Origin of the sequence: Bradyrhizobium sp. CCBAU 11361 (assembly GCF_028128935.1) — a bacterium.
Taxonomy (GTDB): domain Bacteria; phylum Pseudomonadota; class Alphaproteobacteria; order Rhizobiales; family Xanthobacteraceae; genus Bradyrhizobium; species Bradyrhizobium niftali.
In genome coordinates this window covers 301,705-323,601 of sequence record NZ_LBJZ01000008.1, presented here as the reverse complement: position 1 = coordinate 323,601, position 21,897 = coordinate 301,705, and the positions used below count along the sequence as shown (strand labels likewise).

Sequence of the window (21,897 nt, the reverse complement as noted above, 5' to 3'; positions counted from 1 at the left end):
CGCATCGCCGAAGCAGGCTCGGGCGCAGGCGCACCGGGCAGCGCGAGACCCGGCAGCACGGGCCTGACACGCACCTCGGACGCTGCGGCTGATCCGGCCAGCCGGCGGGCGATGCCCTTCAGTTCCAGCAGCACCACATGGAGGCCCGCCAGTAACAATCCGGAGCAGACGCCGATCGTGCCCGAGATTATGAGGGTACTGCCGAGGCTGAACTCCCTGACGGTGAAGCCAAACAGGATCCCAAGGAGGCCCGCCAGGACGGCGACAATCCCCGCGATCAACAATGCCAACGTCATCGAACTCACCCCCGGCCGTGCATCCGCACGCGACACTCGCGCCACGATACCGTCATCCTGTGTTCGTCGCCAACGGCGAATTGTGATCAGCGTTCCTAAAGAGAAGGAAATCAGGGACTTATTCACATTCCCTTCAGCTACGGATCGCTACTCCTAGAGTGCTCTTGAGTTTCTGGATTTGCTGCGTCGCATCAGGAATTTAGCCATAATGCCCAATTACTTGGTAATGGAACTGCGCTATACGGAGTCCGGGGAGCAGGCCCGCGCGCGCCACCAGGGCCAAGAGGGGATTCCGGGTCACCAATAGCCATGACATCCATCACGACTTCGGCGATCGACACGCCTCTGCGGCGCTCGGTCGAACGGACTTGCGACGATCTCGCCATGCTGGTGCTGGCCGCGGTCGCCGTCATTGCAGGCTTGACCTTCCGCGACTACGGGCTCGGATGGGACGACTACACCCACGCTGAATATGCCGACCTGCTGCTGCGCATGTTCGGTTCCGGCTTCAAGGACACCGCGGCGCTCTCCTTCGCCAACCTCTATATGTATGGCGGCGGCTTCGACATGGTCGCGGCTCTCCTGCACAAGGTCATTCCGCTCGAGCTGTTCGAGACGCGACGCCTGCTCGGCGCCGTCGTTGGCGTGATCGGGCTTGCGGTGACGTGGCGGCTCGGCCGCCGCATCGGCGGGCCGCTGGCCGGTCTCGCCTCACTCCTGCTGCTCGCGCTCTGCCCGATCTTCTACGGCCACATGTTCATGAACCCGAAGGATGCGCCCTTCGCGGTGGCCATGATCATCCTGATGCTGAGCCTGGTCCGGCTCGCCGAGGAATATCCGCAGCCTTCGCCGCGCACGGTCCTGATCGTCGGCATCGGCGCCGGCTTGTCGATCGGCTGCCGCATCCTCGGCGGGCTTGCGCTGGTCTACGCCATGATCGGCTTCATCCCGCTGTTCCTGGAGGAACTGCGCACCGAAGGCGTTCGCGAGGCGGCCCGCCGCTTCGCCCATGTCGTCTACGTGCTGCTGCCCGGCCTCGTGTTCGGCTATCTCGTGATGGGCCTGATCTGGCCGTGGTCGATCATGGAACCCGGCAATCCCTTCGAGGCGCTGACCTACTTCTCGCACTTCTTCGAGAAGCCCTGGAAGGAGATGTTCGACGGCGCGATCGTGTCCGTGCCCGACATGCCCTGGTCCTATCTGCCGACGCTGTTCGCGCTTCAGTTGCCCGAGGTGATGCTGGTGCTGATGACCGGCGCCGTGGTCAGCACCTTCGCACTGCTGCCGCGCGGCGGGGTTCCGGCCCGTCGCAAGACCATCCTCCTGATGCTGACGCTCGCCGCGACCCTGCCGCTCGCGATCGCGATGGTGAAGCGGCCCGCGCTCTACAACGGCATCCGCCATTTCGTCTTCGTGATCCCGCCGATGGCGGTGCTCGGCGGCGTCGCCTTCGCCTGGACCATGGAGCGCCTGCGCGCCAATCACCGCACCTGGCAACCGGTCGTGCTCGCCACCTTCTGCTTCGGCCTTGCGCTCTCGCTCGCCGAGATGATCCGGCTGCATCCCTATCAATACACCCACTTCAACCACATCGCCGGCACCGTGCGCGCCGCCGACGACCGCTTCATGCTGGACTATTGGGGCCTGGCGCTGAAGCAGGCCTCCGACGAATTGCGCGAGCAACTGGTCGAGCGCCAGGAAGTGCCGCCGCGCAACCGCAAATGGAAGGTCGCGGTGTGCGGTCCGCAGCGTCCGGCGCAGGTCGCGCTCGGGCCCGACTTCACCATCGGCTGGGATTCCAATGCGGCCGATTTCGCGATGACGCTCGGCGAGTTCTACTGCAAGGGCCTCACCGCGCCTGTCATGGTCGAGATCAAGCGCGACGACGTGGTGTTCGCCCGCGTCTACGACATCCGCGGCAGCAGCATTTCCAGCCTGCTCTCGATCCCGGCACCGTAATATTCTTCTCCTGCCTTGTAGCCCGGATGGAGCCACCGGGTCGGCGCGAAGCGCCGCCCGATGACAGGCTCCGCGAAATCCGGGGTCCTTGGTGAGCCCCCCGCATTACGCTACGCTCCATGCGGGCTACGCTTGGCTGCTGCGATTTGACCGCCTTGCTGCCAGCCTCACCCGCGACTACGCTCCCTTCCCGCAACAACGAGGTTCGGAGAGATTTGCCATGTCACCAGCGGAAGCGCGCCTGAGAGAAGCGCCGTCGAACATGACGGAGGCCGAGTGGCAGCAACGGGTCAATCTCGCCGCCTGCTATCGTCTCGTCTCGCTGTACGGCTGGGACGACCTGGTCGACACCCACATCTCCGCGCGCGTGCCCGGCCCCGAGCATCACTTCCTCATCAATCCCTACGGGCTGATGTTCGACGAGATCACGGCGTCGAGCCTCGTCAAGGTCGACCTGTACGGCAACCAGCTGTCCGAGAGCGAGTACAGCATCAACCCGGCCGGCTTCACCATCCATTCGGCGATCCACGAGGTGCGCGAGGACGCGATCTGCGTGCTGCATCTCCACACCCTCGACGGCACCGCGGTGTCGAGCAGCGCCGAAGGGCTGCTGCCGCTGAACCAGACCGCCCAGCTCGTCACCCACGACCTCGCCTATCACGACTATGAAGGCATCGCGCTCGACCACGACGAACGGCCGCGACTCCAGAAGGACCTCGGCGACCACAACCACATGCTCCTGCGCAACCACGGCACGCTGACGGTCGGCCGCTCGGTCGCCTCCGCTTTCGAGCGCATGTATCACCTCGAGCGCGCCTGCTCGATGCAGGTGCGCACGCGCGCGCTGGGCACGCCGGTCTATCCGGTCGAGGAGATTGCGATCGAGAAGAACACCGAGCTGCTGGCGAACCGCGACCGCGCCGAGCTGCGCGCGACGAACCTCGTGTGGCCGCCGCTGCTGCGCAAGCTGGACCGCGAGTTGCCGGGCTATCGGTCTTGAGATTTTCGGGATTTCGTGTTGGATAGTTCTCAACTACCTCTGCACGTCTTGGAATGAAACGCCGCCCAATTCCGGGCGGCGTTTTTATTTGGGAGCCGTCACTCGTGCCTCCACCGTCATTGCGAGGAGCTCTTGCGACGAAGCAATCCAGAGTGTTTCCGCTGAGGGATTCTGGATTGCCTTCGCTTCGCTCGCAATGACGGGGATAGACCTCGCCCTACTTCACCTCCGCCAGCGCCGCGAGGATGCGCGCCCAGGAGCGGATGCCCTTCTGGAAGCTGCGGAGGTCGTACTTCTCGTTCGGCGAGTGGATGTTGTCGTCGTCCAGGCCAAAGCCGACCAGCAGCGAGTCGAGCCCCAGCGTGCGCTTGAAGTCGGCGACGATCGGGATCGAGGCGCCCGAGCCCATCAGCACGGTCTCCTTGCCCCATTCCTCGGTCAGCGCCTTGCTGGCGGCGGCGAGCGGCTTCATGTTCCAGTCGAGCGCGACCGCGGGCGCGGCGGAATGGTCGCCGAACTCGACCTTGCAGTCGCCCGGAAGCCGTGCCGTCACGTAGTCGCGGAAGGCCTTGCGGATCTTTGCGGGGTCCTGTCCCTCGACCAAACGGAACGAGATTTTTGCCGAGGCATGCGACGGGATCACCGTCTTGGAGCCTTCGCCGATGTAGCCGCCCCAGATGCCGTTGACGTCGCAAGTCGGACGCGAGGAGGCCTGCTCGATCAACAGCCGCCCCTTCTCGCCGGCCGGGATCGACAGGCCGATCGGCTTGAGGAACATCTCCGGCGTGAGATTGAGCTTCTTCCACTGCTCCAGGATATCGGGCGGCAGATCCTTCACCCCGTCATAGAAGCCGGGAATGGTGATGCGGTTGTCGTCGTCGAACAGCCCGCCGAGGATTTTCGTGAGCACGCGGATCGGGTTCATCGCGCTGCCGCCGAACACGCCGGAATGCAAATCGCGATTGGCGGCGGTGATCTTCAGCTCCTCATAGAGCAGGCCGCGCAGCGACGTCGTGATCGCCGGGGTATTGCGGTCCCACATGCCGGTGTCGCAGACCAGCACGTAATCGGCCTTGAACTCGTCCTTGTTGGCCTCGATGAAGGGCACGAAATTCTTCGAGCCGACCTCCTCCTCGCCTTCGATCAGGAAGGTGACATCGATCGGCAGCGAGCCCGTCACCTTTTTCCAGGCGCGGCAGGCCTCGACGAAGGTCATCACCTGGCCCTTGTCGTCCTCCGCGCCGCGCGCGACGATGATCTTGCGGCCATCGGCATGATCGGTGACGACAGGCTCGAACGGCGGGCGATGCCAGAGGTCGAGCGGATCGACCGGCTGCACGTCGTAATGGCCATAGAAGATCACATGCGGCCGTCCGCCCGCTCCAATCTTGCCGACGATAGCGGGATGGCCGGCGGTCGGCCTCACTTCGGTGGCGACGCCGAGGCTCGCGATGTCCTTGGCGAGATGCTCGGCCGCGGCCTTGCAGTCGTTGGCAAAGGCCGGATCCGCCGAGATCGACTTGATCCGCAACAGCGAGAACAGGCGCTCGAGGCTGTTGTCAAAATCCTTGTCGATGTGGTCGAGCACGGATTGAAGCTGCGCATTGGCCATGGTCGGATTCCTGACTTTTGAGTCTCGAGATGGCTTCTCAAGAGGTCTTCTCAAGAGGCCTTGGGTTTCAAGAGATCTTGGGTTTTAGCCCTGCCGGGGCGCCGGAGCTAGCCGCAACCGGCGGATGCCGGATGTGCCATGCGAGGCTGCCCGCGACGATGGCGGTGGCGAGGAGATTATTGCCCCAGGCCTGGAAGGCAGTGGGAAACCACGGCAGCGACAGCAGCATGAGCAAGCCGGCCGCGCCGAGGGCAAGCCAGGTTCCCAGCCGCACATTCGCCCGTTCGTCGAAGGCGGCACGATGCATCAGCACCGTCATCGGGAAGAACAGCCACATGAAGTAGTATTGCCGCGCCAGGGGCGATGCCACCGTCATCAGGCAGAACAGGATGCCGAGCTCCTCGGCATCCGAGCGCGCCGTTCGCCGCGATTGCCGTGGCATCACCGCGACGAAGCCGAGCCCGAGCAACACGGACACAGCGAGCACGATCCAGTTCGCCGTCCTGTAATCGACGTCGATGATATTCATCGTGCGCAGCGGCTTGCCGGGATCCTCCTGATTGTAGTTGATCGGGCGGACCAGGCGGTGCGTGACGGCAATGATGGACTGGTTGACCCACGACCAGTTCTGCTCGTCGCGCTGGCCAAAGCCCTTTTCCGAACTCGCCCCGACCATGCCCTGATACCAGGTCGCAAGCTCGGCCGCGTTGCGCTCGAAGCCGCGAATGGGCGCCGGCACGACGTAGAGAAGGATGCCGGTGAAGGCGACCGTCGCGACGACGGCCGCCCACTTCCGCCGCCAGACCAGATAGGGCAGCACCGCGATCGGAAACACCTTGATGGCGGTCGCGAGCGCGAACATGAAGCCTGCGAGCCAGGCGCGCTGATGTTGCAGGCTCCAGAACCCGTAGAGCATCATCGCCAGCAGCACGAGGTTGGGCTGGCCAAGATCGAACATGTCGAACACGAAGGACACGGTGACGAAAACCGGCAGTGCCTCCAGCCACGGACCGGCCCTGCGACCCGAGCCGGTCATGACATCGGAGAACGTCCCGGTGCACCACCACGCCAGCGCATTCAGGACCGACAGCACGATGTAGAGCGGGATCTTGCCGAACCAGCTCGGAATCGCGAGCAGGATCGCCGGCAGCGGCGGATAGATGAACTCGAAATACCCACCGGCGTTGGCGGGATAGAGCGCTCCCCCGTTCAGAACCTGCTGCCCGGCCCAGTACCACAGCCCATAATCCTTGGTCTTGCCCTTGCCGAACAGCTCGGGACCGAGGACGTCCGCGGCCAGGATGAAGCAACAGAGCAGAAAGAGAATATCCAGCGGCGCACGCAGCGACGGGCGTCTCGGCGTATCAGGTTTGGCTAACAAGTCGGTTGAGCTCACAATAGGGTCCAGTCGGCGGCGACATTGCGCATAGCAGACCGGCGGACGGTTGGTCAGCCCTTCACCTGAAATTGTACCCATGGCGAAGCGGCCGCGCCGGCGTGCGGATTGCCTCCAAATCTAGCTTGTCTGCCTACCGACGCAGCAAGCCGCCGAGCGCGCCGCGGACCAAGGTGCGGCCGATCGAGCCGCCGAGCTGGCCGCCGACCGACTTGCCGAGATTGGCGGCCATCCCCCCGATCACCTGGTTGGTCACCGATCGCGTCACGTCGCGCGCAATGACCTGGCCGGCCGACAGGCGGCCGCGCTTGACATTGGTGCCGAAGATGGTCCCGACAATCGAGCCGATCTGGCCGAGGATGCCGCCGCCGCTTCCGCCGGCCGGAGCGTCCGCGGTCGCCGCGGTGCCGGCGATGCGCTTCTGGATCATCTCGTAGGCGGACTCTTCATCAACGGCGGTGTCGTATTTGCCCTTCACCGGGCTCGCATCCATGATCGCCTTGCGCTCTTCCGGCGTGATCGCCCCGATCCGGGCCGATGGCGGCCGGATCATCACACGCTCGACCATCGCCGGCGTGCCGTTGCCTTCGAGGAAGGACACCAGCGCCTCGCCCTTGCCGAGCTCCATGATCACCTTGGCGGTGTCGAGCTTCGGGTTGGGCCGGAAGGTCTGGGCCGCGGCGGCGACCGCCTTCTGGTCGCGCGGGGTGAAGGCGCGCAGCGCGTGCTGCACCCGGTTGCCGAGCTGCCCGAGCACGCGGTCGGGCACATCGATCGGGTTCTGCGTCACGAAATAGATGCCGACGCCCTTCGAGCGGATCAGGCGGACCACCTGCTCGATTTTGTCCATCAGCGCCTTGGGCGCGTCGTTGAACAACAGATGCGCCTCGTCGAAGAAGAACACCAGCTTCGGCTTCGGCAGGTCGCCGGCCTCGGGCAGCTCCTCGAACAGCTCCGACAGCATCCACAACAGGAATGTCGCGTAAAGCCGCGGGCTCTGGAGCAGCTTGTCGGCGACCAGGATGTTGACCATGCCGCGGCCGTCGCGGTCGGTCTTCATGAAATCCTTCAGCGTCAGCGCCGGCTCGCCGAAGAACTTGGTGGCGCCCTGGTTCTCCAGCACCAGCAGCTGGCGCTGGATGGTGCCGACGGTGGCCTTGGTGACGTTGCCAAACCCCTGGGCGGCCTTGCGGATGTCGGCAAGCGGATCCGCGGCGGCGTCCGGCGCCTTCTTGCTGCTGTCGGGCACGATGGCATCGAGCAGCGCACGCAGATCCTTCATGTCGATCAGGACAAGGCCGTTGTCGTCGGCGACGCGGAAGGCGACGTTGAGAACTCCCTCCTGCACGTCGTTGAGGTCGAGCATGCGCGCGAGCAGAAGCGGCCCCATCTCGGTGACGGTCGCCCGCACCGGGTGGCCCTGCTCACCGAACACGTCCCAGAACACCGTCGAGAACTGGTCGGGCTGGAACGTCAGCCCCATCGCGGTGGCGCGCTTGACGATGAAGTCCGCGGGCACGCCGACCTCGGAGATGCCGGAGAGGTCGCCCTTGATGTCGGCCGCGAAGACCGGAACACCGGCGCGCGCAAATCCCTCTGCCATGACTTGCAGCGACACCGTCTTGCCGGTTCCGGTTGCACCGGTGACGAGGCCGTGGCGATTGGCGAGCGCCAGCGTCAGCCATGCCTGCTCGTCTCCCTTGCCGACGAAAATCTTGTCGTCGGTGTCGCCGAGCTTGCTGTCCTGTGCGGTCATTATTTTCTCTGATCCATCTGCCGTGTTTCGCGTATTGAAACTCAAAAGCCGGTTCCGCAGTTTACCGCATGTCGCACGCCGATTGAAACCGTTCAAACACGATCCGATCTTGCGACATGGTCGGAAACCAAGTGGACGACGTCAGCCGAAAGTAGGAACGGCGCGTTCGCACCGCGGTAATTTACTGCTGATTTCATCTCCGCTCTTGCATCGCTGCAACACTTTGCGCGCGTTCGAAGCCGAATCGCATGTTCGCCTTGTATTTCACATCACACGGGCTCAAGATCGTTTTTCGAAAGCAATACTCCGGCATGCAAACCGGTTGAGGGGCGGGTCTTATGGACGAGCTGATCGGGCGGCTGGCGACAAACGCCAGCATAGATAGTGCTGTCGCTGAAAAGACCGTCGGCATTATCCTGGGCTTCCTCCGCAGCGAGGGCCCTTCCGAGAACGTTGAAGCCCTGATCAATCATATTCCCGGTGCGGAAGCGGCGATCGACGCGTCCAGGAGCGGCGGCGGACTGTCGCGGCTGATGGGCGGCGGCCTGATGGCCGTCGGCACGCGCCTGATGGGCCTGGGACTTGGCATGTCCGAGATTCAGAACATTGCCCGTGAACTTTTTCGCTTCGGCCGAGACAAAATCGGAGCGGATCAGATGGGCAAGATCATCGCAGGGACGCCAGGCCTCAGCCAATTTGCCTGAGCTACGCTTTTCATATCGAGTATCATGACATATCCGATTTCCGAGATTGAGGGCCTGCCTGCCTTTGCCGCCAATAAGTTGAAGGCGCAGGGAATCCGCACCACCGACGCGCTGCTCGAGGCGGCCTCGACCGTGAAGGGACGCAAGGCGCTGTCCGCCAAGACCGGCATCAGCGAGCAGCAGCTCCTGGAATGGGCCAACGTCTCCGACTACATGCGCATTCCCGGGATGGGTCGGGCCAAGGTCGGCCTGGTGCGCGCCGCCGGCGTCACCACCGTTCGCGAGCTCGCCTATCGGAATCCGGCAAGACTCGCCCAGAGCATGCGCGAAGCCAACGAGAAGAAGAAGCTCGTCCGCATCCTGCCCTCGGAAAAATCGGTCGGCGACATCATCGCCAAGGCCAAGAAGCTGCCGCCGAAGATCACGTATTAGGGCTACTGCTCACCGCATACGAGCGCTGACGCCACACCTTCGCCCAGACGACACCGGGGATAAGAGTGGACGGCTGTCTCAACATCGTCATTGCGAGCACAGCGAAGCAATCCAGACTGCCGCCGCGGAAAGATTCTGGATTGCTTCGCTGCGCTCGCAATGACGGAGTGCGGGCAAGAGCATCGTTCCCTCACGGGCCCCGGAACGGACCGGATCGCCCCCCAATCCCGTCTTGACTCCCCCTCCCCGACCGCGCAAATCCACGCGCATGAATGCCTTGCCCTCCTCTTCCGTCCCGCCGGCCGACTCGGCCGGGCGTGACGTGCTGCGGACGCTGCTGGAACGGCCTCTCCCGGCGGTGATGGGCGTGCTCAACGTCACCCCGGATTCCTTCTCCGACGGCGGCGAATTCATCACGCCCGACCAGGCGCTCGAGCGGGCGAGGGCGATGATCGCCGACGGCGTCGACATCATCGACATCGGCGCGGAGTCCACCCGGCCCTACAAGGGCGCCAAGGCAGTCACGGCCGAGGACGAACTCGCCCGGCTGAGGCCGGTGCTATCAGGCGTGGTTGCGCTCGGCGTGCCGGTCTCGATCGACAGCATGAAGGCGGAGGTCGTGGCCTTCGCGCTCGACCAGGGCGCGGCGATCGCCAACGACGTCTGGGGCCTGCAACGCGATGCCGCCATGGCGCCGCTGGTGGCGGCGAGAGGCGTCCCCGTCATCGTCATGCATAACCGCGACAGCGTGGATTCCGCCATCGACATCATCGCCGACATGAAGGCGTTCTTCCTGCGCTCGCTGGACATCGCCGCCAAGGCCGGCATCGCACGTGACAAGATCGTGCTCGATCCCGGCATCGGCTTCGGCAAGACCGCCGAGCAGAGCATGATTGCGTTGGCGCGGCTGCGCGAGTTCGACATGTTCGGCCTGCCGGTCCTGGTCGGCGCCTCGCGCAAGCGCTTCATCGCCTCGGTGTCGCCGTCCGAGCCGAAGGAGCGGCTCGCCGGCTCGATCGCCGCGCATCTCATCGCCGCCCAGCGCGGCGCCAGGATCATCCGGACCCATGACGTCGCCGAGACCCTGCAGGCCCTGCGGGTCGCGAACGCAATCGAGAGCAAGCAATGACCGATACGATCTTCGTGACCGGCCTGTCGATCCATGCTCGCCACGGCGTGATGGATCACGAAACCGAAGTCGGCCAGCGTTTCGTGATTGATCTCGAGCTCTATACCGACCTGTCGGAGCCCTCGCGCACCGACCGGCTCGCCGACACGGTGTCCTACGCCGAGGTCGTGGCGACCACGACGGCGGCGTTCAAGAACACCAATTACAAGCTGCTGGAACGCGCAGCCGGCGCGGTCGCCGACGCCATCCTGTCGCACTTCCCGCGCATCCGCGCCGTGAAGATCACCGTGCACAAGCCGCATGCGCCGATCGCCGCGATCTTCGACGACGTCGGCATCATGCTGACGCGCTCGCGGCACCCCTGACATGGCAAGCGTGCTGATCGCACTCGGCGGCAATGTCGGCGATGTCCGCGCGACGTTCCGGAAGGCGATCGCCCACATCTGCGGCATGGCGCAGGCCGCGCTGGTCGCGCGCTCCTCGGACTATGCAACCCCGCCCTGGGGCGATGAGGACCAGGATCCCTTCATCAATGCCTGCATCGAGATCGAGACCAGCCTCGATCCGCACGCGCTGCTGTTCGTGATGCAGAAGGTCGAGCAGAAATTCGGCCGTGCGCGGACCAAGGAGCGGCCCTGGGGGCCGCGCACGCTCGATCTCGACATGATCGCCTATGACGATGTCAGCCTGCAGAAGCCCGACCTGACCTTGCCGCATCCGCGCCTGTTCGAGCGCGCCTTCGTGCTGGTGCCGCTGGTCGAGATCGCGCCCGACCGCGTGATCTCAGGCATTCGCGTGCGTGACGGGCTTTCCAGCGTCTCGACGCAAGGCATTGAGCGGCTTCCGGATACCGGTTAACCAAAAACAACCGTTTGCAGGGACGGTCCGCCGTGGCAATTTCGCCTGCGAATAACAAGACCTTCGGGAGCCCCTCGCCGCATGACCTCCGTGACTGACGACCTGCCGCTGGCGGCGGATTTTCCCAAGGCCACGGTCGAAGACTGGCGCAAGCTGGTCGACGGCGTGCTCAAGGGCGCGCCGTTCGAGAAGCTGGTCGGCAAGACCTATGACGGCCTCAAGATCGATCCGCTCTATCCGCGCGCCAGGGGCGTTGCGCCCGTGGTCGGACGGGCTGCGGCCGCGCCGTGGCAGATCGTGCAGCGGATCGACCATCCCGACGCGGCGGCCGCGAACACGCAGGCCTTGCAGGATCTGGAGAATGGCGCGACGGGACTGGCGCTGGTGTTCGCCGGTGGCAACGGTGCTCACGGTTTTGGGCTGGAACCTTCGGCGGATGCAGTCGCAAAGGTCTTGAAGGACATTCATCTCGATGCCGGCATCGGCATCGAGCTTCAGATCGGTCCGCAATCGCGGATGGCCGCAATCCATGTCGCGGAGTGTGTGAAGAGCAAGGGCCTCGATCCCGCCGCCTGCGACATCCGCTTCGGACTCGATCCGCTCGCGGCCGGCGCGGTGTGGGGCCACAGCCCCTACACCTGGGAGGAGATCGCTCCTGCCGTCACCGGCGGGATCAAGGGCCTCGCTGCGCTCGGCTTCAAGGGGCCGTTTGCGTCCGCCGACGGCCGCGTGATCCACGATGCCGGCGGCTCCGAGGTGCAGGAGCTCGCCTTCGTGCTCGCCTGCGGCCTCGCCTATCTTCGCGCGATCGAAGGCGCCGGCGTTGCACTGGAGCAGGCGCAGGGCATGGTCTATGCGCGGCTCGCCGCGGACGCCGACCAGTTCCTGACCATGGCGAAATTCCGCGCGCTGCGGCTGCTGTGGGCGCGCGTCGAGACGGCGTGCGGGCTGACGCCGATGTCGTTGTTCATCGCCGCCGACACCGCCTGGCGCATGCTGACGCAGCGCGATCCCTATGTAAACATGCTGCGCGCGACCATGGCGACGTTCGCGGCGGGGCTTGCCGGCGCCAACGCGATCACCGTCCTGCCGCACACGCTGGCGCTCGGGCTGCCCGATCCATTCGCGCGGCGCGTGGCGCGCAACACACAACTGCTGCTGCTCGAAGAGAGCAACCTCGCCAAGGTCAGCGATCCCGCCGCGGGCGCCGGCGGCATCGAGACGCTGACGGCGCAGCTGTGCGAGGCCGCCTGGGCGCTGTTCCAGGAGAGCGAGAAAGCCGGCGGCGCCTTTGCCGCACTTCAGCAGGGCCTGTTCCAGAGCAAGGTGGCAGCTGCGCGCAAAGCGCGTGACGCCAACATCGCAAAACGCCGCGACGTGCTGACCGGCGCGAGCGAGTTTCCGAACCTGCATGAGAGCGAGACGGCGGTGCTGAAAGCGACGCCGGTCGCGCTCGCACCCTATGGCGAACAGAAATACAAGTTCGACGCGCTGCCGCCGATCCGGCTGGCGGAACCGTTCGAAGCGCTGCGCGACAAATCCGATGCGGCGTTGAAGGCGCGCGGGGCGCGGCCAAAAGTGTTCCTGGCCAATCTCGGCACGCCCGCCGATTTCACGGCACGCGCGACCTTTGCCAAGAGCTTCTTCGAGGCCGGCGGCATCCAGGCGGCCGACAGCGAGGGTCTTGTCGATCCGGCCAAGCTTGCCGCCACATTCAAGGCCTCCGGCGCCGAGCTTGCCTGCCTTTGTTCCAGCGACAAGGTCTATGCGGAACACGCCGAAGCCGCAGCCCGGGCCCTGCAAACGGCCGGCGCGCGACATATCTATCTGGCAGGCCGCCCGACTGATGCCGAGGCGGCGCTGCGCGCAGCCGGCGTCACCGGCTTCGTCTTTGCCGGCGGCGATGCGCTTGCGACGCTGCAGGACGCCTATCGAGGGATGGAGCAGCCATGACGGAGGCAGGCAAACCCGTTCTCACCGGCGGCTGCCAATGCGGCGCGGTGCGCTTTGCGGTCTCGGCCGCGCCGGCGAAGATCAGCATCTGTCATTGCCGGATGTGCCAGAAGGCGAGCGGTGCGCCGTTCGCCTCCTATGCCGATATCGAGAAGGGTGATTTCGCCTGGACCAAGGGCACGCCCTCTGCGTTCCGCTCCTCGTCCATCGCGATGCGCGATTTCTGCGCCGCCTGCGGCACGCCGCTGAGCTTCCGCCGCATCGACGGCCCGCGCATCGAGATCATGACCGGTACGTTCGATCGTCCGGATCACGTGGTGCCGACCCGGCAATATGGAACAGAGTCGCGCCTCGGCTGGGTGGTCGGGATCGCCAATCTTCCGAGCCAGACCACACAGCAGAATTACGGACCGGAGAAGATGGCGACCATCGTCAGCCATCAGCATCCGGACCATGATTGAGCGTCTATGATATGGTCGAAACCATGAGCCGCATTCCGAACTTTGCAGACGTCGCCTTCGAGCGCATCGCCGCCGCCGCGCCGGCCGGCAGCGCCGAGCCGTGGCTGACGCCCGAAGGCATTCTTGTGAAGCCCGCCTATGGCGAGGCCGACCTCGCCGGGCTCGATTTCCTCGAGACCTATCCGGGCATCGCGCCCTATCTGCGCGGCCCCTATCCGACCATGTATGTCAACCAGCCCTGGACCGTCAGGCAATATGCCGGCTTCTCCACGGCCGAGGATTCCAACGCGTTCTACCGCCGCAACCTGGCGGCCGGACAGAAGGGCCTCTCGGTCGCCTTCGACCTCGCCACCCATCGCGGCTATGACAGCGATCATCCGCGGGTCGGCGGCGACGTCGGCATGGCCGGCGTGGCCATCGATTCCATCTACGACATGCGCACGCTGTTTGCGGGCATCCCGCTCGACCAGATGAGCGTGTCCATGACCATGAACGGCGCAGTGCTGCCGATCCTCGCGCTGTTCGTCGCCGCCGCGGGCGAACAGGGCGTGCCGCCGGAAAAACTCTCGGGGACCATTCAGAACGACATTCTGAAAGAGTTCATGGTGCGCAACACCTACATCTATCCGCCTGCGCCCTCGATGCGGATCATCTCCGACATCTTTGCCTATACTTCGCAGAAGATGCCGAAATACAACTCGATCTCGATCTCCGGCTATCACATGCAGGAGGCCGGCGCGACGCAGGACCTCGAGCTCGCCTATACGCTCGCCGACGGCGTTGAATATTTGCGCGCCGGCCTTGCCGCGGGCCTCGACGTCGACCGCTTCGCGCCGCGACTGTCGTTCTTCTGGGCGATCGGCATGAACTTCTTCATGGAAGTCGCCAAGATGCGCGCCGCGCGCCTGCTCTGGGCGAAGCTCCTGAAGCCCTTCAATCCGAAGGACCCGCGTTCGCTGTCGCTGCGCACGCATTGCCAGACCTCGGGCTGGTCGCTGACCGCGCAGGACGTCTTCAACAACGTGATGCGCACGACGGTGGAGGCGATGGCGGCGACGCAAGGCCACACCCAGTCTCTGCACACCAATGCGCTCGACGAGGCGCTGGCGCTGCCGACCGACTTCTCGGCGCGCATCGCCCGCAACACCCAGCTCTTCCTCCAGCAGGAGAGCGGCACCACCCGCATCATCGATCCCTGGGGCGGCTCGTACTATGTCGAGCGGCTGACGCGCGACCTCGCGGCGAAGGCGTGGAGCCACATCCAGGAGGTCGAGGAGCTCGGCGGCATGGCCAAGGCGATCGAGGCCGGCGTGCCCAAGCTGCGCATCGAGGAGGCTTCCGCGAAGACGCAGGCGCGCATCGACGCCGGCAAGCAAGCGGTGATCGGGGTCAACAAGTACAAGCCGACGGACGAAGCTCCGATCGATATCCTCAAGGTCGACAACACCAACGTCCGCCGGCTCCAGATCGACAAGCTGACCCGGCTGAAGTCCGAGCGCAACCAGAAGGACGTCGATGCCGCGCTCGCCGCGCTGACGCGTTCGGCCGGCGAAGGCAACGGCAACCTGCTCGCGCTCGCGATCGACGCGGCGCGGGCGAAGGCGACCGTCGGCGAAATTTCGGACGCGATGGAGAAGGTGTTCGGCCGGCACCGCGCCGAGATCAAGTCCATCACCGGCGTCTACAAGCGGGAGGCGTCCAGCATGGGTAACCGGGTCGAGAAGGTTCAGGCGCTGATCGACGCCTTCGAGGAGGCGGAGGGCCGCCGCCCGCGCATCCTGGTCGCCAAGATCGGCCAGGACGGCCACGATCGCGGCCAGAAGGTGATCGCCTCGGCGTTCGCCGATATCGGCTTCGACGTCGACATCGGGCCGCTGTTCGCCACCGCCGACGAGGCGGCGCGGCAGGCCGTCGAGAACGACGTGCACATCCTCGGCGTCTCCTCCCTCGCCGCCGCCCATCTCACCGCCGTGCCTGAACTCAAGGCCGCGCTGAAGAAGCAGGGTCGCGACGACATCATGATCATCGTCGGCGGCGTGGTGCCGCCGCAGGATTACGATGCGCTCTACGCGGCTGGTGCGGAGGCGATCTTCCCGCCGGGCACGGTGATCGCCGACGCCGCGGAGGAGCTGATCCGCAAGCTGAACGCCCGGCTCGGGCATAGCGAGGCGGCGGAGTAAATGCTACGCTGGCCGTGTCACCGGCCGGGTTGTCTCCATGACACGTGATGAGATCATCGCTGCGATACGCAAGAACGCTGACGCCATCAAAGCCAAGGGCGTCTCGAAGCTCGCCATCGTCGGCGCGCGGGCCGGCGCCGATTATCGCCCGGACAGCGACATCGATGTCCTGGTCGAGGTCGAACCGGAGGCCTCTTTCTCGCTGCTCAACCTGATCGACGTCGAGCAGATCATCGAAGACGCGACCGGCTTGCAGGCGCAGGCGACTGTCCGGCGCTCCGCCTCCCCCCACTCCGCGCAGCAGATCGCAGACGACATCCTCGAAATATTCTGACGCTCACGTAAGGAGCACCACCCTTGAAGTTCATCACCGGTTTGAGCGTCGCCGTGGCGCTTGGCGCAACGTGTGTGATCTCCGCCTTCGCCGCGGATCCAAAGCCCGACGCCGTCGTCAAGACCAAGAGCATCGAGGCGCGCGTCTTCCTCGACGACAGGATCAAGGCGGATGCGGCGCTCGCGGCGGATTGCCTGGCCGAGGGCAGGAAGTGGCTCGACAAGAACGCGGCCGAGGCCGCCGCCGCGCGCAAAGAAGATCCGCAGTTCTTCAAGGACGGCGGCTGGGACTTCGAGCGCAAATATGCGATCCGCTCGGTCGTTGCCGACCGCTATGTCAGCATCCTGCGCGACGACTACATGGACACCCACGGCGCCCATCCCAACTCGGACGTGAACACGATCCTGTGGGACAAGACCGAGCACAAGCGCATCTCGATCCGCCCGTTCTTCAACGAGACCGCCGATGGCGGCCCGACCATGAAGGCGATGGTGAAAGCCGTGATCGGCTCGCTCAAGGCCGAGAAGAAGAAGCGCGACACCAGCGAGACCGCAACCGACGAGTGGTTCAAGAGTGTGGAGCCGAGCCTGCTCAAGATCGGCGCCGTGACGCTCGCCCCGTCGACCGAAGCCGGCAAGAGTTCCGGTCTCACCTTCCATTATCCGCCCTACGCGGTCGGTCCCTACGCCGAAGGCGAATATGTCGCCTTCGTGCCGTGGGACGCGCTGAAGCCTTACCTCACCGCGGAAGGCCCGCGCATCTTCGGCGGCGCACGGCCGAAGGGCGATGTGGAAGAGCCGCAATGATCATCGTTTGAGCCGCGGCACATTGCTCACAGCGCTTTGGTAGCGCTACCTTGCAGCGGCGCTGCAAAGCCGACTAGAATGCCGTCATTGACAAGAGCGTCCGGTGTTACGGGCGCCGCTGGGAGGCATTCATGTCCAAGATTACGCGCCGCGCTTTTGCGGCTTCATCCGCCGCGGTTGCGGCATCCGCAGCATTCGGCCTCGCGCCCGCGCGCGCCCAAGCCTATCCGGCGCGGCCGGTCACCGTGATCGTGCCCTGGGGCGCCGGCGGCGGCACCGACGCGACTGCGCGCATTGTCGCAGCCCTGCTGGAAAAGGACCTCGGCCAGCCCTTCAATGTGGTGAACCGCACCGGCGGCTCCGGCGTCGTCGGCCATACCGCGATCGCGACCGCGCAGCCCGACGGCTACACCATCGGCATGCTCACGGTCGAGATCTCGATGATGCACTGGCAGGGCCTGACCGAGCTGACGCCGAAGAGCTACACCCCGCTGGCGCTGATGAACGAGGACCCGCCCGGCATCCAGGTCTCTTCCTCCTCGCCCTACAAGACGGTCAAGGACCTCGCCGAAGCGATCAAGGCCGCGCCGCCCGGCAAGTTCAAGGCCTCGGGCACCGGCCAGGGCGGCATCTGGCATCTGGCGCTGGTCGGCTGGATGCAGGCGATGGGCCTGCCCGCCAACCAGGTCGCCTGGGTGCCGTCGAACGGCGCCGCGCCGGCGATGCAGGATCTCGCCGCCGGTGGCCTCGACCTCACCACCTGTTCGGTGCCGGAAGCGCGCGCCATCATCGAGGCCGGCAAGGCCAGGAGCCTCGCCATCATGGCGCCGGCGCGCAACCCGATCTTCCCGGACGTGCCAACACTGAAGGAGGCGATGGGCATCGAATACGCGACCGGCGCCTGGCGCGGCATCGGCGCGCCGAAGAACCTGCCCCCGGAGCTCGCAGCGAAGCTCACCGCGGCGCTGAAGAAGGTCTACGACTCCGCCGAGTTCAAGGACTTCATGAGCAATCGCGGCTTCGGCACGGTGTGGGGCGATGCCGGCCAGTTCGCAGGCTTCATGGACAAGGGCGACGCCCAGATGGGCGAAGCGATGAAGGCCGCAGGCCTGAGCAAAGCGTGACGTTTCACCTCTCCCCGCTTGCGGGGAGAGGTCGGATCGCATCGCAGATGCGATCCGGGTGAGGGGGAGTCTCCGCGAATGCAGCTTTCACCGTCCCCGCGGAGAGCCCCCCTCACCCCACCCTCTCCCCGCACGCGGGGGGAGGGAACGCACCTCCCGGAATTCTGATAGGACTTCGCCCATGCGTCTTCCCGACTCCGTCACGGGATCGTTTCTCGTCGTGCTCGGCGCGGCCGCCGCCTATGGCGGCTACATCCTGCCGCCGGTGCCGGGGCAGCCGGTCGGCCCCAACGTGTTTCCGCTCGTGATCGGCACGGGGCTTGCGCTGTGCGGGCTCGCGATCGTGTTCGGCATCGGGCATTCCTTCGAGGAGGAGGAAGAGCTGATCCCGCTGGCGGACGGCCAGGCAGCAAGCCCGCCGCCGCAGGGCAAGCTCTACGGCCTGCGTGCGCTGCTGCCGCCGGCGCTTTTGCTGTTCTACGTTGTCGCCGCCGACCGGCTCGGCTTCATCATCACGGCGGCGATCATGGTCTACGTCACCTCGACCGCGCTCGGGGCGAAGTGGAAGCTGGCGCTGCCGCTCGCCGCGCTCTCGCCCTTCGCCATCCACCTCATCTTCGGCAAGCTGCTGCGCGTGCCACTTCCTGCCGGCCTGTTGCCGACGCCCTGGTGATCCATGCTGAAAACCCTGATTGAGGCCTTCGCGCTGATCTCCACCTGGGAGGTGATCATCGCGATGTTCGCAGCCTCCGTGTACGGCCTCGTCATCGGCTCGCTGCCGGGCCTGTCGGCGACGATGGCGACCGCCCTGCTCGTCCCCGTCACCTTCTATCTGTCGCCGATCGCGGCGATCGCGACCATCGTCGCGGCGTCCTCGATGGCGATCTTCTCCGGCGACATTCCCGGCGCACTGCTGCGCATTCCCGGCACGCCCGCTTCCGCAGCCTATGCGGACGAGGCCTATGCCATGACGCGCAAGGGCCAGGCCGAGCTGGCGCTCGGGGCCGGCGTCTGGTTCTCCGCGGTCGGCGGCATCGCCGGCGTGCTGTCGCTGATGATCCTGGCGCCGCCGCTCGCCGAGGTCGCGCTGTCGTTCTCGACCTTCGAATATTTCTGGTTGGCGCTGCTCGGCCTTATGTGCGCCACCCTGGTCGCACGCTCCTCGCCGGTGAAGGCGATTGCCGGCATGTTCCTCGGCCTGCTCGTCTCCTGCATCGGCATCGAGAATCCCGGCGGCGTGCCGCGCTTCACCTTCGGCATCACCGACTTGTTCGGCGGCATCGAGCCGATCCCGGCGCTGGTCGGCGTGTTCGCGGTGGCGCAGGTGATGCGCGCGATGCTGACGCCCGAGCCGCCGCCGCTGCCGCGGCGAAAATTCGGAAGCATCATGGCCGGCCAGTGGAAGCTGACCAAGAAGTACCATTGGCAGATGACGCGCGGGAACATCGTCGGCATCATCATCGGCGTGCTGCCCGGCGCCGGCGCGGACATGGCCGCCTGGGTCAGCTACGCGATGTCCAAGCGCTTCTCCAAGGAACCGGAAAAGTTCGGCACCGGCCATGTCGAGGGCCTCGTCGAGGCCGGCGCCAGCAACAATGCCAGCATCGCCTCGGGCTGGGTGCCCTCGCTGCTGTTCGGCATCCCCGGCGACACCATCGCCGCGATCGCGATCGGCGTGCTCTACATGAAGGGGCTCAATCCCGGCCCGACGCTGTTCACCGAGAAGGCGTCGAGCATGTACGCGATCTACCTGATGTTCATCATCGCGAACATCCTGATGATCCCGCTCGGCATCGCCATGATCCGGATCGCCGCCTACATCCTTTTGGCACCGCGCTCCGCCATCATGCCGATCATCATGCTGTGCTGCGCGGTCGGCTCGTTCGCGATCGGCAACAACATGTTCGGCGTCGTCACCGTCGCCGCCTTTGGCGTGATCGGCTATGTCATGGAAGCGAACGGCTATCCCGTCGCCGCGATGGTGCTCGGCATCGTCATGGGCACCATGGTCGAGCAAGCCTTCGTCACCTCGCTGATCAAGTCCGACGGCAGCATCCTGCCGTTCTTCGAACGTCCCGTCGCCGCCATCCTCGCGGCCATGGCGATCGGCGCATTGCTGTGGCCGGTGATGGTGTGGGTCTGGCGCAAGGTGAAACCGGTGCAGGCGGTGGCAGCAACATCCCGGTGATAGCGGGCGGGCGGCCCTCGCCTGCCCCGCCGGGGCGTTGTAAAGCAGGGCATGGTTGAGAAGAAGGCTTCACTGGACATCAAATCCCTCGCCCGCGACCTCCGCTCCGGCAGTCGCGCGGCCCTCGCCAGGGCCATTACGCTGGTGGAGAGCCGGCGCGGCGACCACCAGGCGCTGGCGCGGGAGCTCGTGCAGATGCTGCTGCCCGACACCGGCAAGGCGTTTCGCGTCGGCATCACCGGCTCGCCCGGGGTCGGCAAGTCCACCACCATCGATGCGCTCGGCACCTATTTGATCGAGCAGGGCCACAAGGTCGCGGTGCTCGCGGTCGATCCGTCCTCGGCGCGCAGCGGCGGCTCGATCCTGGGCGACAAGACGCGGATGGCGCGGCTGTCGGCCTCGGACGATGCCTTCATCCGTCCCTCGCCGTCCTCGGGCACGCTCGGCGGCGTTGCCGCCAAGACGCGCGAGGCGATGCTGCTATGCGAGGCGGCCGGCTTCGGCGTCGTGCTGGTCGAGACCGTCGGCATCGGCCAGTCCGAGACCGCGGTCTGCGACATGACCGACTTCTTTCTCGCCCTGATGCTGCCGGGCGGCGGCGACGAGCTGCAGGGCATCAAGAAGGGCCTGGTCGAGCTCGCCGATATGATCGCGATCAACAAGGCCGACGGCGACAACCTCAAGCGCGCCAACATCACCGCCGCCGACTATCGCGGCGCGCTGCATATCCTCAGCCCCCGGTCCGAACATTGGCACCCGCCGGTCGAGACCTATTCGGCGCTGACCGGCGACGGCATCGCAAAGATCTGGCAAAAGGTCCTCGATCACCGCAAGGCGATGAACGCATCCGGCGATTTCGCCGCGCGGCGGCGCGAGCAGCAGGTGAAATGGATGTGGTCGATGCTGGAGCAGCGCATGCTGGCGCGGCTGCGCAGCGAGGCATCGGTGCGGACGAAGGTTCGGAAGATCGAGGCCGAAGTCGCCGACGGCCACCTCACGCCGGCGCTCGCCGCCGAGCAAATTCTGGGGTTGCTGCAATGAGCCAAAAGCTCCGCATTCTCCTGACCGGCTTCGGTCCCTTCCCCGGCGCGCCCTATAATCCGACGCAGCCGCTGGTGGCGCGGCTGGCCCGGCTGCGCCGCCCGGCACTCGACGATGTCGAACTTGCGACCCACATTTTCCCCGTGACCTATGCCGCGGTCGACCGGCAATTGCCTGACGTGCTCGCTGCGCAAAAGCCCGACGCGCTGCTGATGTTCGGCCTTGCATCGCGGACCTCGTATCTGCGCATCGAGACCCGCGCGCGCAACGCGGTCACCATGCTCTGGCCCGATGCCGCCAACACGCGCTCGAGCAAGCGCGGTATCGCCGGCCATGCGGATGCGATGCTGTTCGGCCCACACACCGCACGGCTGCTGCGCGCGGCGCGCCTCACCGGCATCGATGCACGCGCCTCCCGCGATGCCGGCGCCTATCTCTGCAACTATCTGAGCTGGCGCGCGATCGAGAACGTGAAGGCCGGTGGCCCGCAGCTCGCGGCGTTCATCCATATTCCGCTGCTTGCCCGCGGCGGCGCCGTGCGCCGCAAGGGTGCGCCACGGATCACGCTGGAGGAACTGGTGGATGCCGGGGAAGCGATGCTAATGGAGATGGTGCGATTGGCCCGGAAGCCACGCACCTCGTAGGGGTAAACATTTAACCCTACCGCG

Annotated in this window: 20 protein-coding genes and 1 pseudogene; 17 read left to right on the top strand and 4 right to left on the bottom strand. The window is 65.6% G+C overall.

The genetic code is table 11. The annotated features are described in order from the left end of the window. A pseudogene (locus tag XI08_RS05110) lies at positions 1-296 on the bottom strand (DUF308 domain-containing protein); the annotation flags it as partial. Between the two features lie 309 nt (positions 297-605). Between XI08_RS05110 and XI08_RS05105 the strand changes: the two are divergent. Together XI08_RS05105 and XI08_RS05100 are read left to right on the top strand one after the other, a co-directional pair. After that, entirely contained in the window at positions 606-2,255 is a 1,650-nt protein-coding gene (locus XI08_RS05105; protein WP_271573606.1) for a glycosyltransferase family 39 protein, read from the top strand. A 220-nt stretch (positions 2,256-2,475) separates the two neighbouring features. Continuing rightward, complete coding sequence (locus XI08_RS05100; RefSeq protein ID WP_271573605.1) at positions 2,476-3,255, top strand: class II aldolase/adducin family protein; 780 nt, start codon at positions 2,476-2,478, stop codon at positions 3,253-3,255. A gap of 217 nt (positions 3,256-3,472) precedes the next feature. Here the strand turns inward: XI08_RS05100 and XI08_RS05095 are convergent, their stop codons facing one another. The 3 genes from XI08_RS05095 to XI08_RS05085 all read right to left on the bottom strand — a co-directional run bounded on the left by XI08_RS05095 (position 3,473) and on the right by XI08_RS05085 (position 8,019). After that, on the bottom strand, positions 3,473-4,867 hold the full coding sequence (locus XI08_RS05095) for a M20/M25/M40 family metallo-hydrolase (protein ID WP_271573604.1): 1,395 nt from the start codon (positions 4,865-4,867) through the stop codon (positions 3,473-3,475). Positions 4,868-4,934: 67 nt separating this feature from the next. Beyond that, positions 4,935-6,263, bottom strand: a complete 1,329-nt coding sequence (locus XI08_RS05090; RefSeq protein WP_271573603.1) for a glycosyltransferase family 87 protein — start codon at positions 6,261-6,263, stop codon at positions 4,935-4,937. Between the two features lie 133 nt (positions 6,264-6,396). Next, complete coding sequence (locus XI08_RS05085) at positions 6,397-8,019, bottom strand: helicase HerA-like domain-containing protein (protein ID WP_271573602.1); 1,623 nt, start codon at positions 8,017-8,019, stop codon at positions 6,397-6,399. 338 nt (positions 8,020-8,357) lie between these two features. Here XI08_RS05085 and XI08_RS05080 point away from each other — a divergent pair, with 338 nt between their 5' ends. The 15 genes from XI08_RS05080 to XI08_RS05010 all read left to right on the top strand — a co-directional run bounded on the left by XI08_RS05080 (position 8,358) and on the right by XI08_RS05010 (position 21,873). After that, positions 8,358-8,723, top strand: a complete 366-nt coding sequence (locus XI08_RS05080; protein ID WP_271573601.1) for a DUF2267 domain-containing protein — start codon at positions 8,358-8,360, stop codon at positions 8,721-8,723. Positions 8,724-8,747: 24 nt separating this feature from the next. Further along, on the top strand, positions 8,748-9,155 hold the full coding sequence (locus XI08_RS05075) for a DUF4332 domain-containing protein (protein WP_027544157.1): 408 nt from the start codon (positions 8,748-8,750) through the stop codon (positions 9,153-9,155). A gap of 268 nt (positions 9,156-9,423) precedes the next feature. After that, the gene (gene folP / locus XI08_RS05070; RefSeq protein ID WP_271573600.1) at positions 9,424-10,284 is read left to right on the top strand and encodes a dihydropteroate synthase; all 861 of its coding nucleotides are present in this window, start codon (positions 9,424-9,426) and stop codon (positions 10,282-10,284) included. Next, positions 10,281-10,649, top strand: coding sequence for a dihydroneopterin aldolase (gene folB, locus XI08_RS05065; protein WP_027544155.1), 369 nt, complete (start codon positions 10,281-10,283; stop codon positions 10,647-10,649). Before folP ends, folB begins: the two co-directional genes overlap by 4 nt. A 1-nt stretch (position 10,650) precedes the next feature. Then, positions 10,651-11,142 (top strand): 2-amino-4-hydroxy-6-hydroxymethyldihydropteridine diphosphokinase, encoded by a 492-nt coding sequence (gene folK, locus XI08_RS05060; protein WP_271573599.1) that lies wholly within the window; start codon positions 10,651-10,653, stop codon positions 11,140-11,142. Between the two features lie 81 nt (positions 11,143-11,223). Continuing rightward, positions 11,224-13,095: a methylmalonyl-CoA mutase family protein gene (locus XI08_RS05055; RefSeq protein ID WP_271573598.1), complete on the top strand. Its 1,872-nt coding sequence runs from the start codon at positions 11,224-11,226 to the stop codon at positions 13,093-13,095. Continuing rightward, on the top strand, positions 13,092-13,556 hold the full coding sequence (locus XI08_RS05050; protein ID WP_135172524.1) for a GFA family protein: 465 nt from the start codon (positions 13,092-13,094) through the stop codon (positions 13,554-13,556). Before XI08_RS05055 ends, XI08_RS05050 begins: the two co-directional genes overlap by 4 nt. Before the next feature lie 23 nt (positions 13,557-13,579). Then, the gene (gene scpA / locus XI08_RS05045; RefSeq protein WP_271573616.1) at positions 13,580-15,736 is read left to right on the top strand and encodes a methylmalonyl-CoA mutase; all 2,157 of its coding nucleotides are present in this window, start codon (positions 13,580-13,582) and stop codon (positions 15,734-15,736) included. 37 nt (positions 15,737-15,773) lie between these two features. Further along, the gene (locus XI08_RS05040; RefSeq protein ID WP_271573597.1) at positions 15,774-16,070 is read left to right on the top strand and encodes a nucleotidyltransferase family protein; all 297 of its coding nucleotides are present in this window, start codon (positions 15,774-15,776) and stop codon (positions 16,068-16,070) included. A 32-nt stretch (positions 16,071-16,102) separates the two neighbouring features. Continuing rightward, positions 16,103-16,876, top strand: coding sequence for an RsiV family protein (locus XI08_RS05035; protein WP_271573615.1), 774 nt, complete (start codon positions 16,103-16,105; stop codon positions 16,874-16,876). Positions 16,877-17,007: 131 nt separating this feature from the next. Further along, positions 17,008-18,000, top strand: a complete 993-nt coding sequence (locus tag XI08_RS05030; RefSeq protein WP_027544148.1) for a tripartite tricarboxylate transporter substrate binding protein — start codon at positions 17,008-17,010, stop codon at positions 17,998-18,000. 181 nt (positions 18,001-18,181) lie between these two features. Continuing rightward, positions 18,182-18,673 (top strand): tripartite tricarboxylate transporter TctB family protein, encoded by a 492-nt coding sequence (locus XI08_RS05025; protein ID WP_271573596.1) that lies wholly within the window; start codon positions 18,182-18,184, stop codon positions 18,671-18,673. 3 nt (positions 18,674-18,676) lie between these two features. Beyond that, positions 18,677-20,188 carry a tripartite tricarboxylate transporter permease gene (locus tag XI08_RS05020; RefSeq protein WP_135172521.1) on the top strand — a complete coding sequence of 504 codons (1,512 nt, stop codon included), beginning with the start codon at positions 18,677-18,679 and terminating at the stop codon, positions 20,186-20,188. Between the two features lie 51 nt (positions 20,189-20,239). Continuing rightward, positions 20,240-21,229, top strand: coding sequence for a methylmalonyl Co-A mutase-associated GTPase MeaB (gene meaB, locus XI08_RS05015; RefSeq protein ID WP_271573595.1), 990 nt, complete (start codon positions 20,240-20,242; stop codon positions 21,227-21,229). Continuing rightward, positions 21,226-21,873 (top strand): pyroglutamyl-peptidase I, encoded by a 648-nt coding sequence (locus tag XI08_RS05010; protein ID WP_271573594.1) that lies wholly within the window; start codon positions 21,226-21,228, stop codon positions 21,871-21,873. Before meaB ends, XI08_RS05010 begins: the two co-directional genes overlap by 4 nt. Positions 21,874-21,897: the final 24 nt, after the last annotated feature.

What these genes read in the sequence shown, in the direction of transcription:
- XI08_RS05105 (WP_271573606.1), top strand. Translation starts at nt 606, where the DNA reads ATGACATCCATCACGACTTCGGCGATCGACACGCCTCTGCGGCGCTCG.
- XI08_RS05100 (WP_271573605.1), top strand. Translation starts at nt 2,476, where the DNA reads ATGTCACCAGCGGAAGCGCGCCTGAGAGAAGCGCCGTCGAACATGACG.
- XI08_RS05095 (WP_271573604.1), bottom strand. Translation starts at nt 4,867, where the DNA reads ATGGCCAATGCGCAGCTTCAATCCGTGCTCGACCACATCGACAAGGAT.
- XI08_RS05085 (WP_271573602.1), bottom strand. Translation starts at nt 8,019, where the DNA reads ATGACCGCACAGGACAGCAAGCTCGGCGACACCGACGACAAGATTTTC.
- XI08_RS05080 (WP_271573601.1), top strand. Translation starts at nt 8,358, where the DNA reads ATGGACGAGCTGATCGGGCGGCTGGCGACAAACGCCAGCATAGATAGT.
- XI08_RS05075 (WP_027544157.1), top strand. Translation starts at nt 8,748, where the DNA reads ATGACATATCCGATTTCCGAGATTGAGGGCCTGCCTGCCTTTGCCGCC.
- folP (WP_271573600.1), top strand. Translation starts at nt 9,424, where the DNA reads ATGAATGCCTTGCCCTCCTCTTCCGTCCCGCCGGCCGACTCGGCCGGG.
- folB (WP_027544155.1), top strand. Translation starts at nt 10,281, where the DNA reads ATGACCGATACGATCTTCGTGACCGGCCTGTCGATCCATGCTCGCCAC.
- folK (WP_271573599.1), top strand. Translation starts at nt 10,651, where the DNA reads ATGGCAAGCGTGCTGATCGCACTCGGCGGCAATGTCGGCGATGTCCGC.
- XI08_RS05055 (WP_271573598.1), top strand. Translation starts at nt 11,224, where the DNA reads ATGACCTCCGTGACTGACGACCTGCCGCTGGCGGCGGATTTTCCCAAG.
- XI08_RS05050 (WP_135172524.1), top strand. Translation starts at nt 13,092, where the DNA reads ATGACGGAGGCAGGCAAACCCGTTCTCACCGGCGGCTGCCAATGCGGC.
- scpA (WP_271573616.1), top strand. Translation starts at nt 13,580, where the DNA reads ATGAGCCGCATTCCGAACTTTGCAGACGTCGCCTTCGAGCGCATCGCC.
- XI08_RS05040 (WP_271573597.1), top strand. Translation starts at nt 15,774, where the DNA reads ATGACACGTGATGAGATCATCGCTGCGATACGCAAGAACGCTGACGCC.
- XI08_RS05030 (WP_027544148.1), top strand. Translation starts at nt 17,008, where the DNA reads ATGTCCAAGATTACGCGCCGCGCTTTTGCGGCTTCATCCGCCGCGGTT.
- XI08_RS05025 (WP_271573596.1), top strand. Translation starts at nt 18,182, where the DNA reads ATGCGTCTTCCCGACTCCGTCACGGGATCGTTTCTCGTCGTGCTCGGC.
- XI08_RS05020 (WP_135172521.1), top strand. Translation starts at nt 18,677, where the DNA reads ATGCTGAAAACCCTGATTGAGGCCTTCGCGCTGATCTCCACCTGGGAG.
- meaB (WP_271573595.1), top strand. Translation starts at nt 20,240, where the DNA reads ATGGTTGAGAAGAAGGCTTCACTGGACATCAAATCCCTCGCCCGCGAC.
- XI08_RS05010 (WP_271573594.1), top strand. Translation starts at nt 21,226, where the DNA reads ATGAGCCAAAAGCTCCGCATTCTCCTGACCGGCTTCGGTCCCTTCCCC.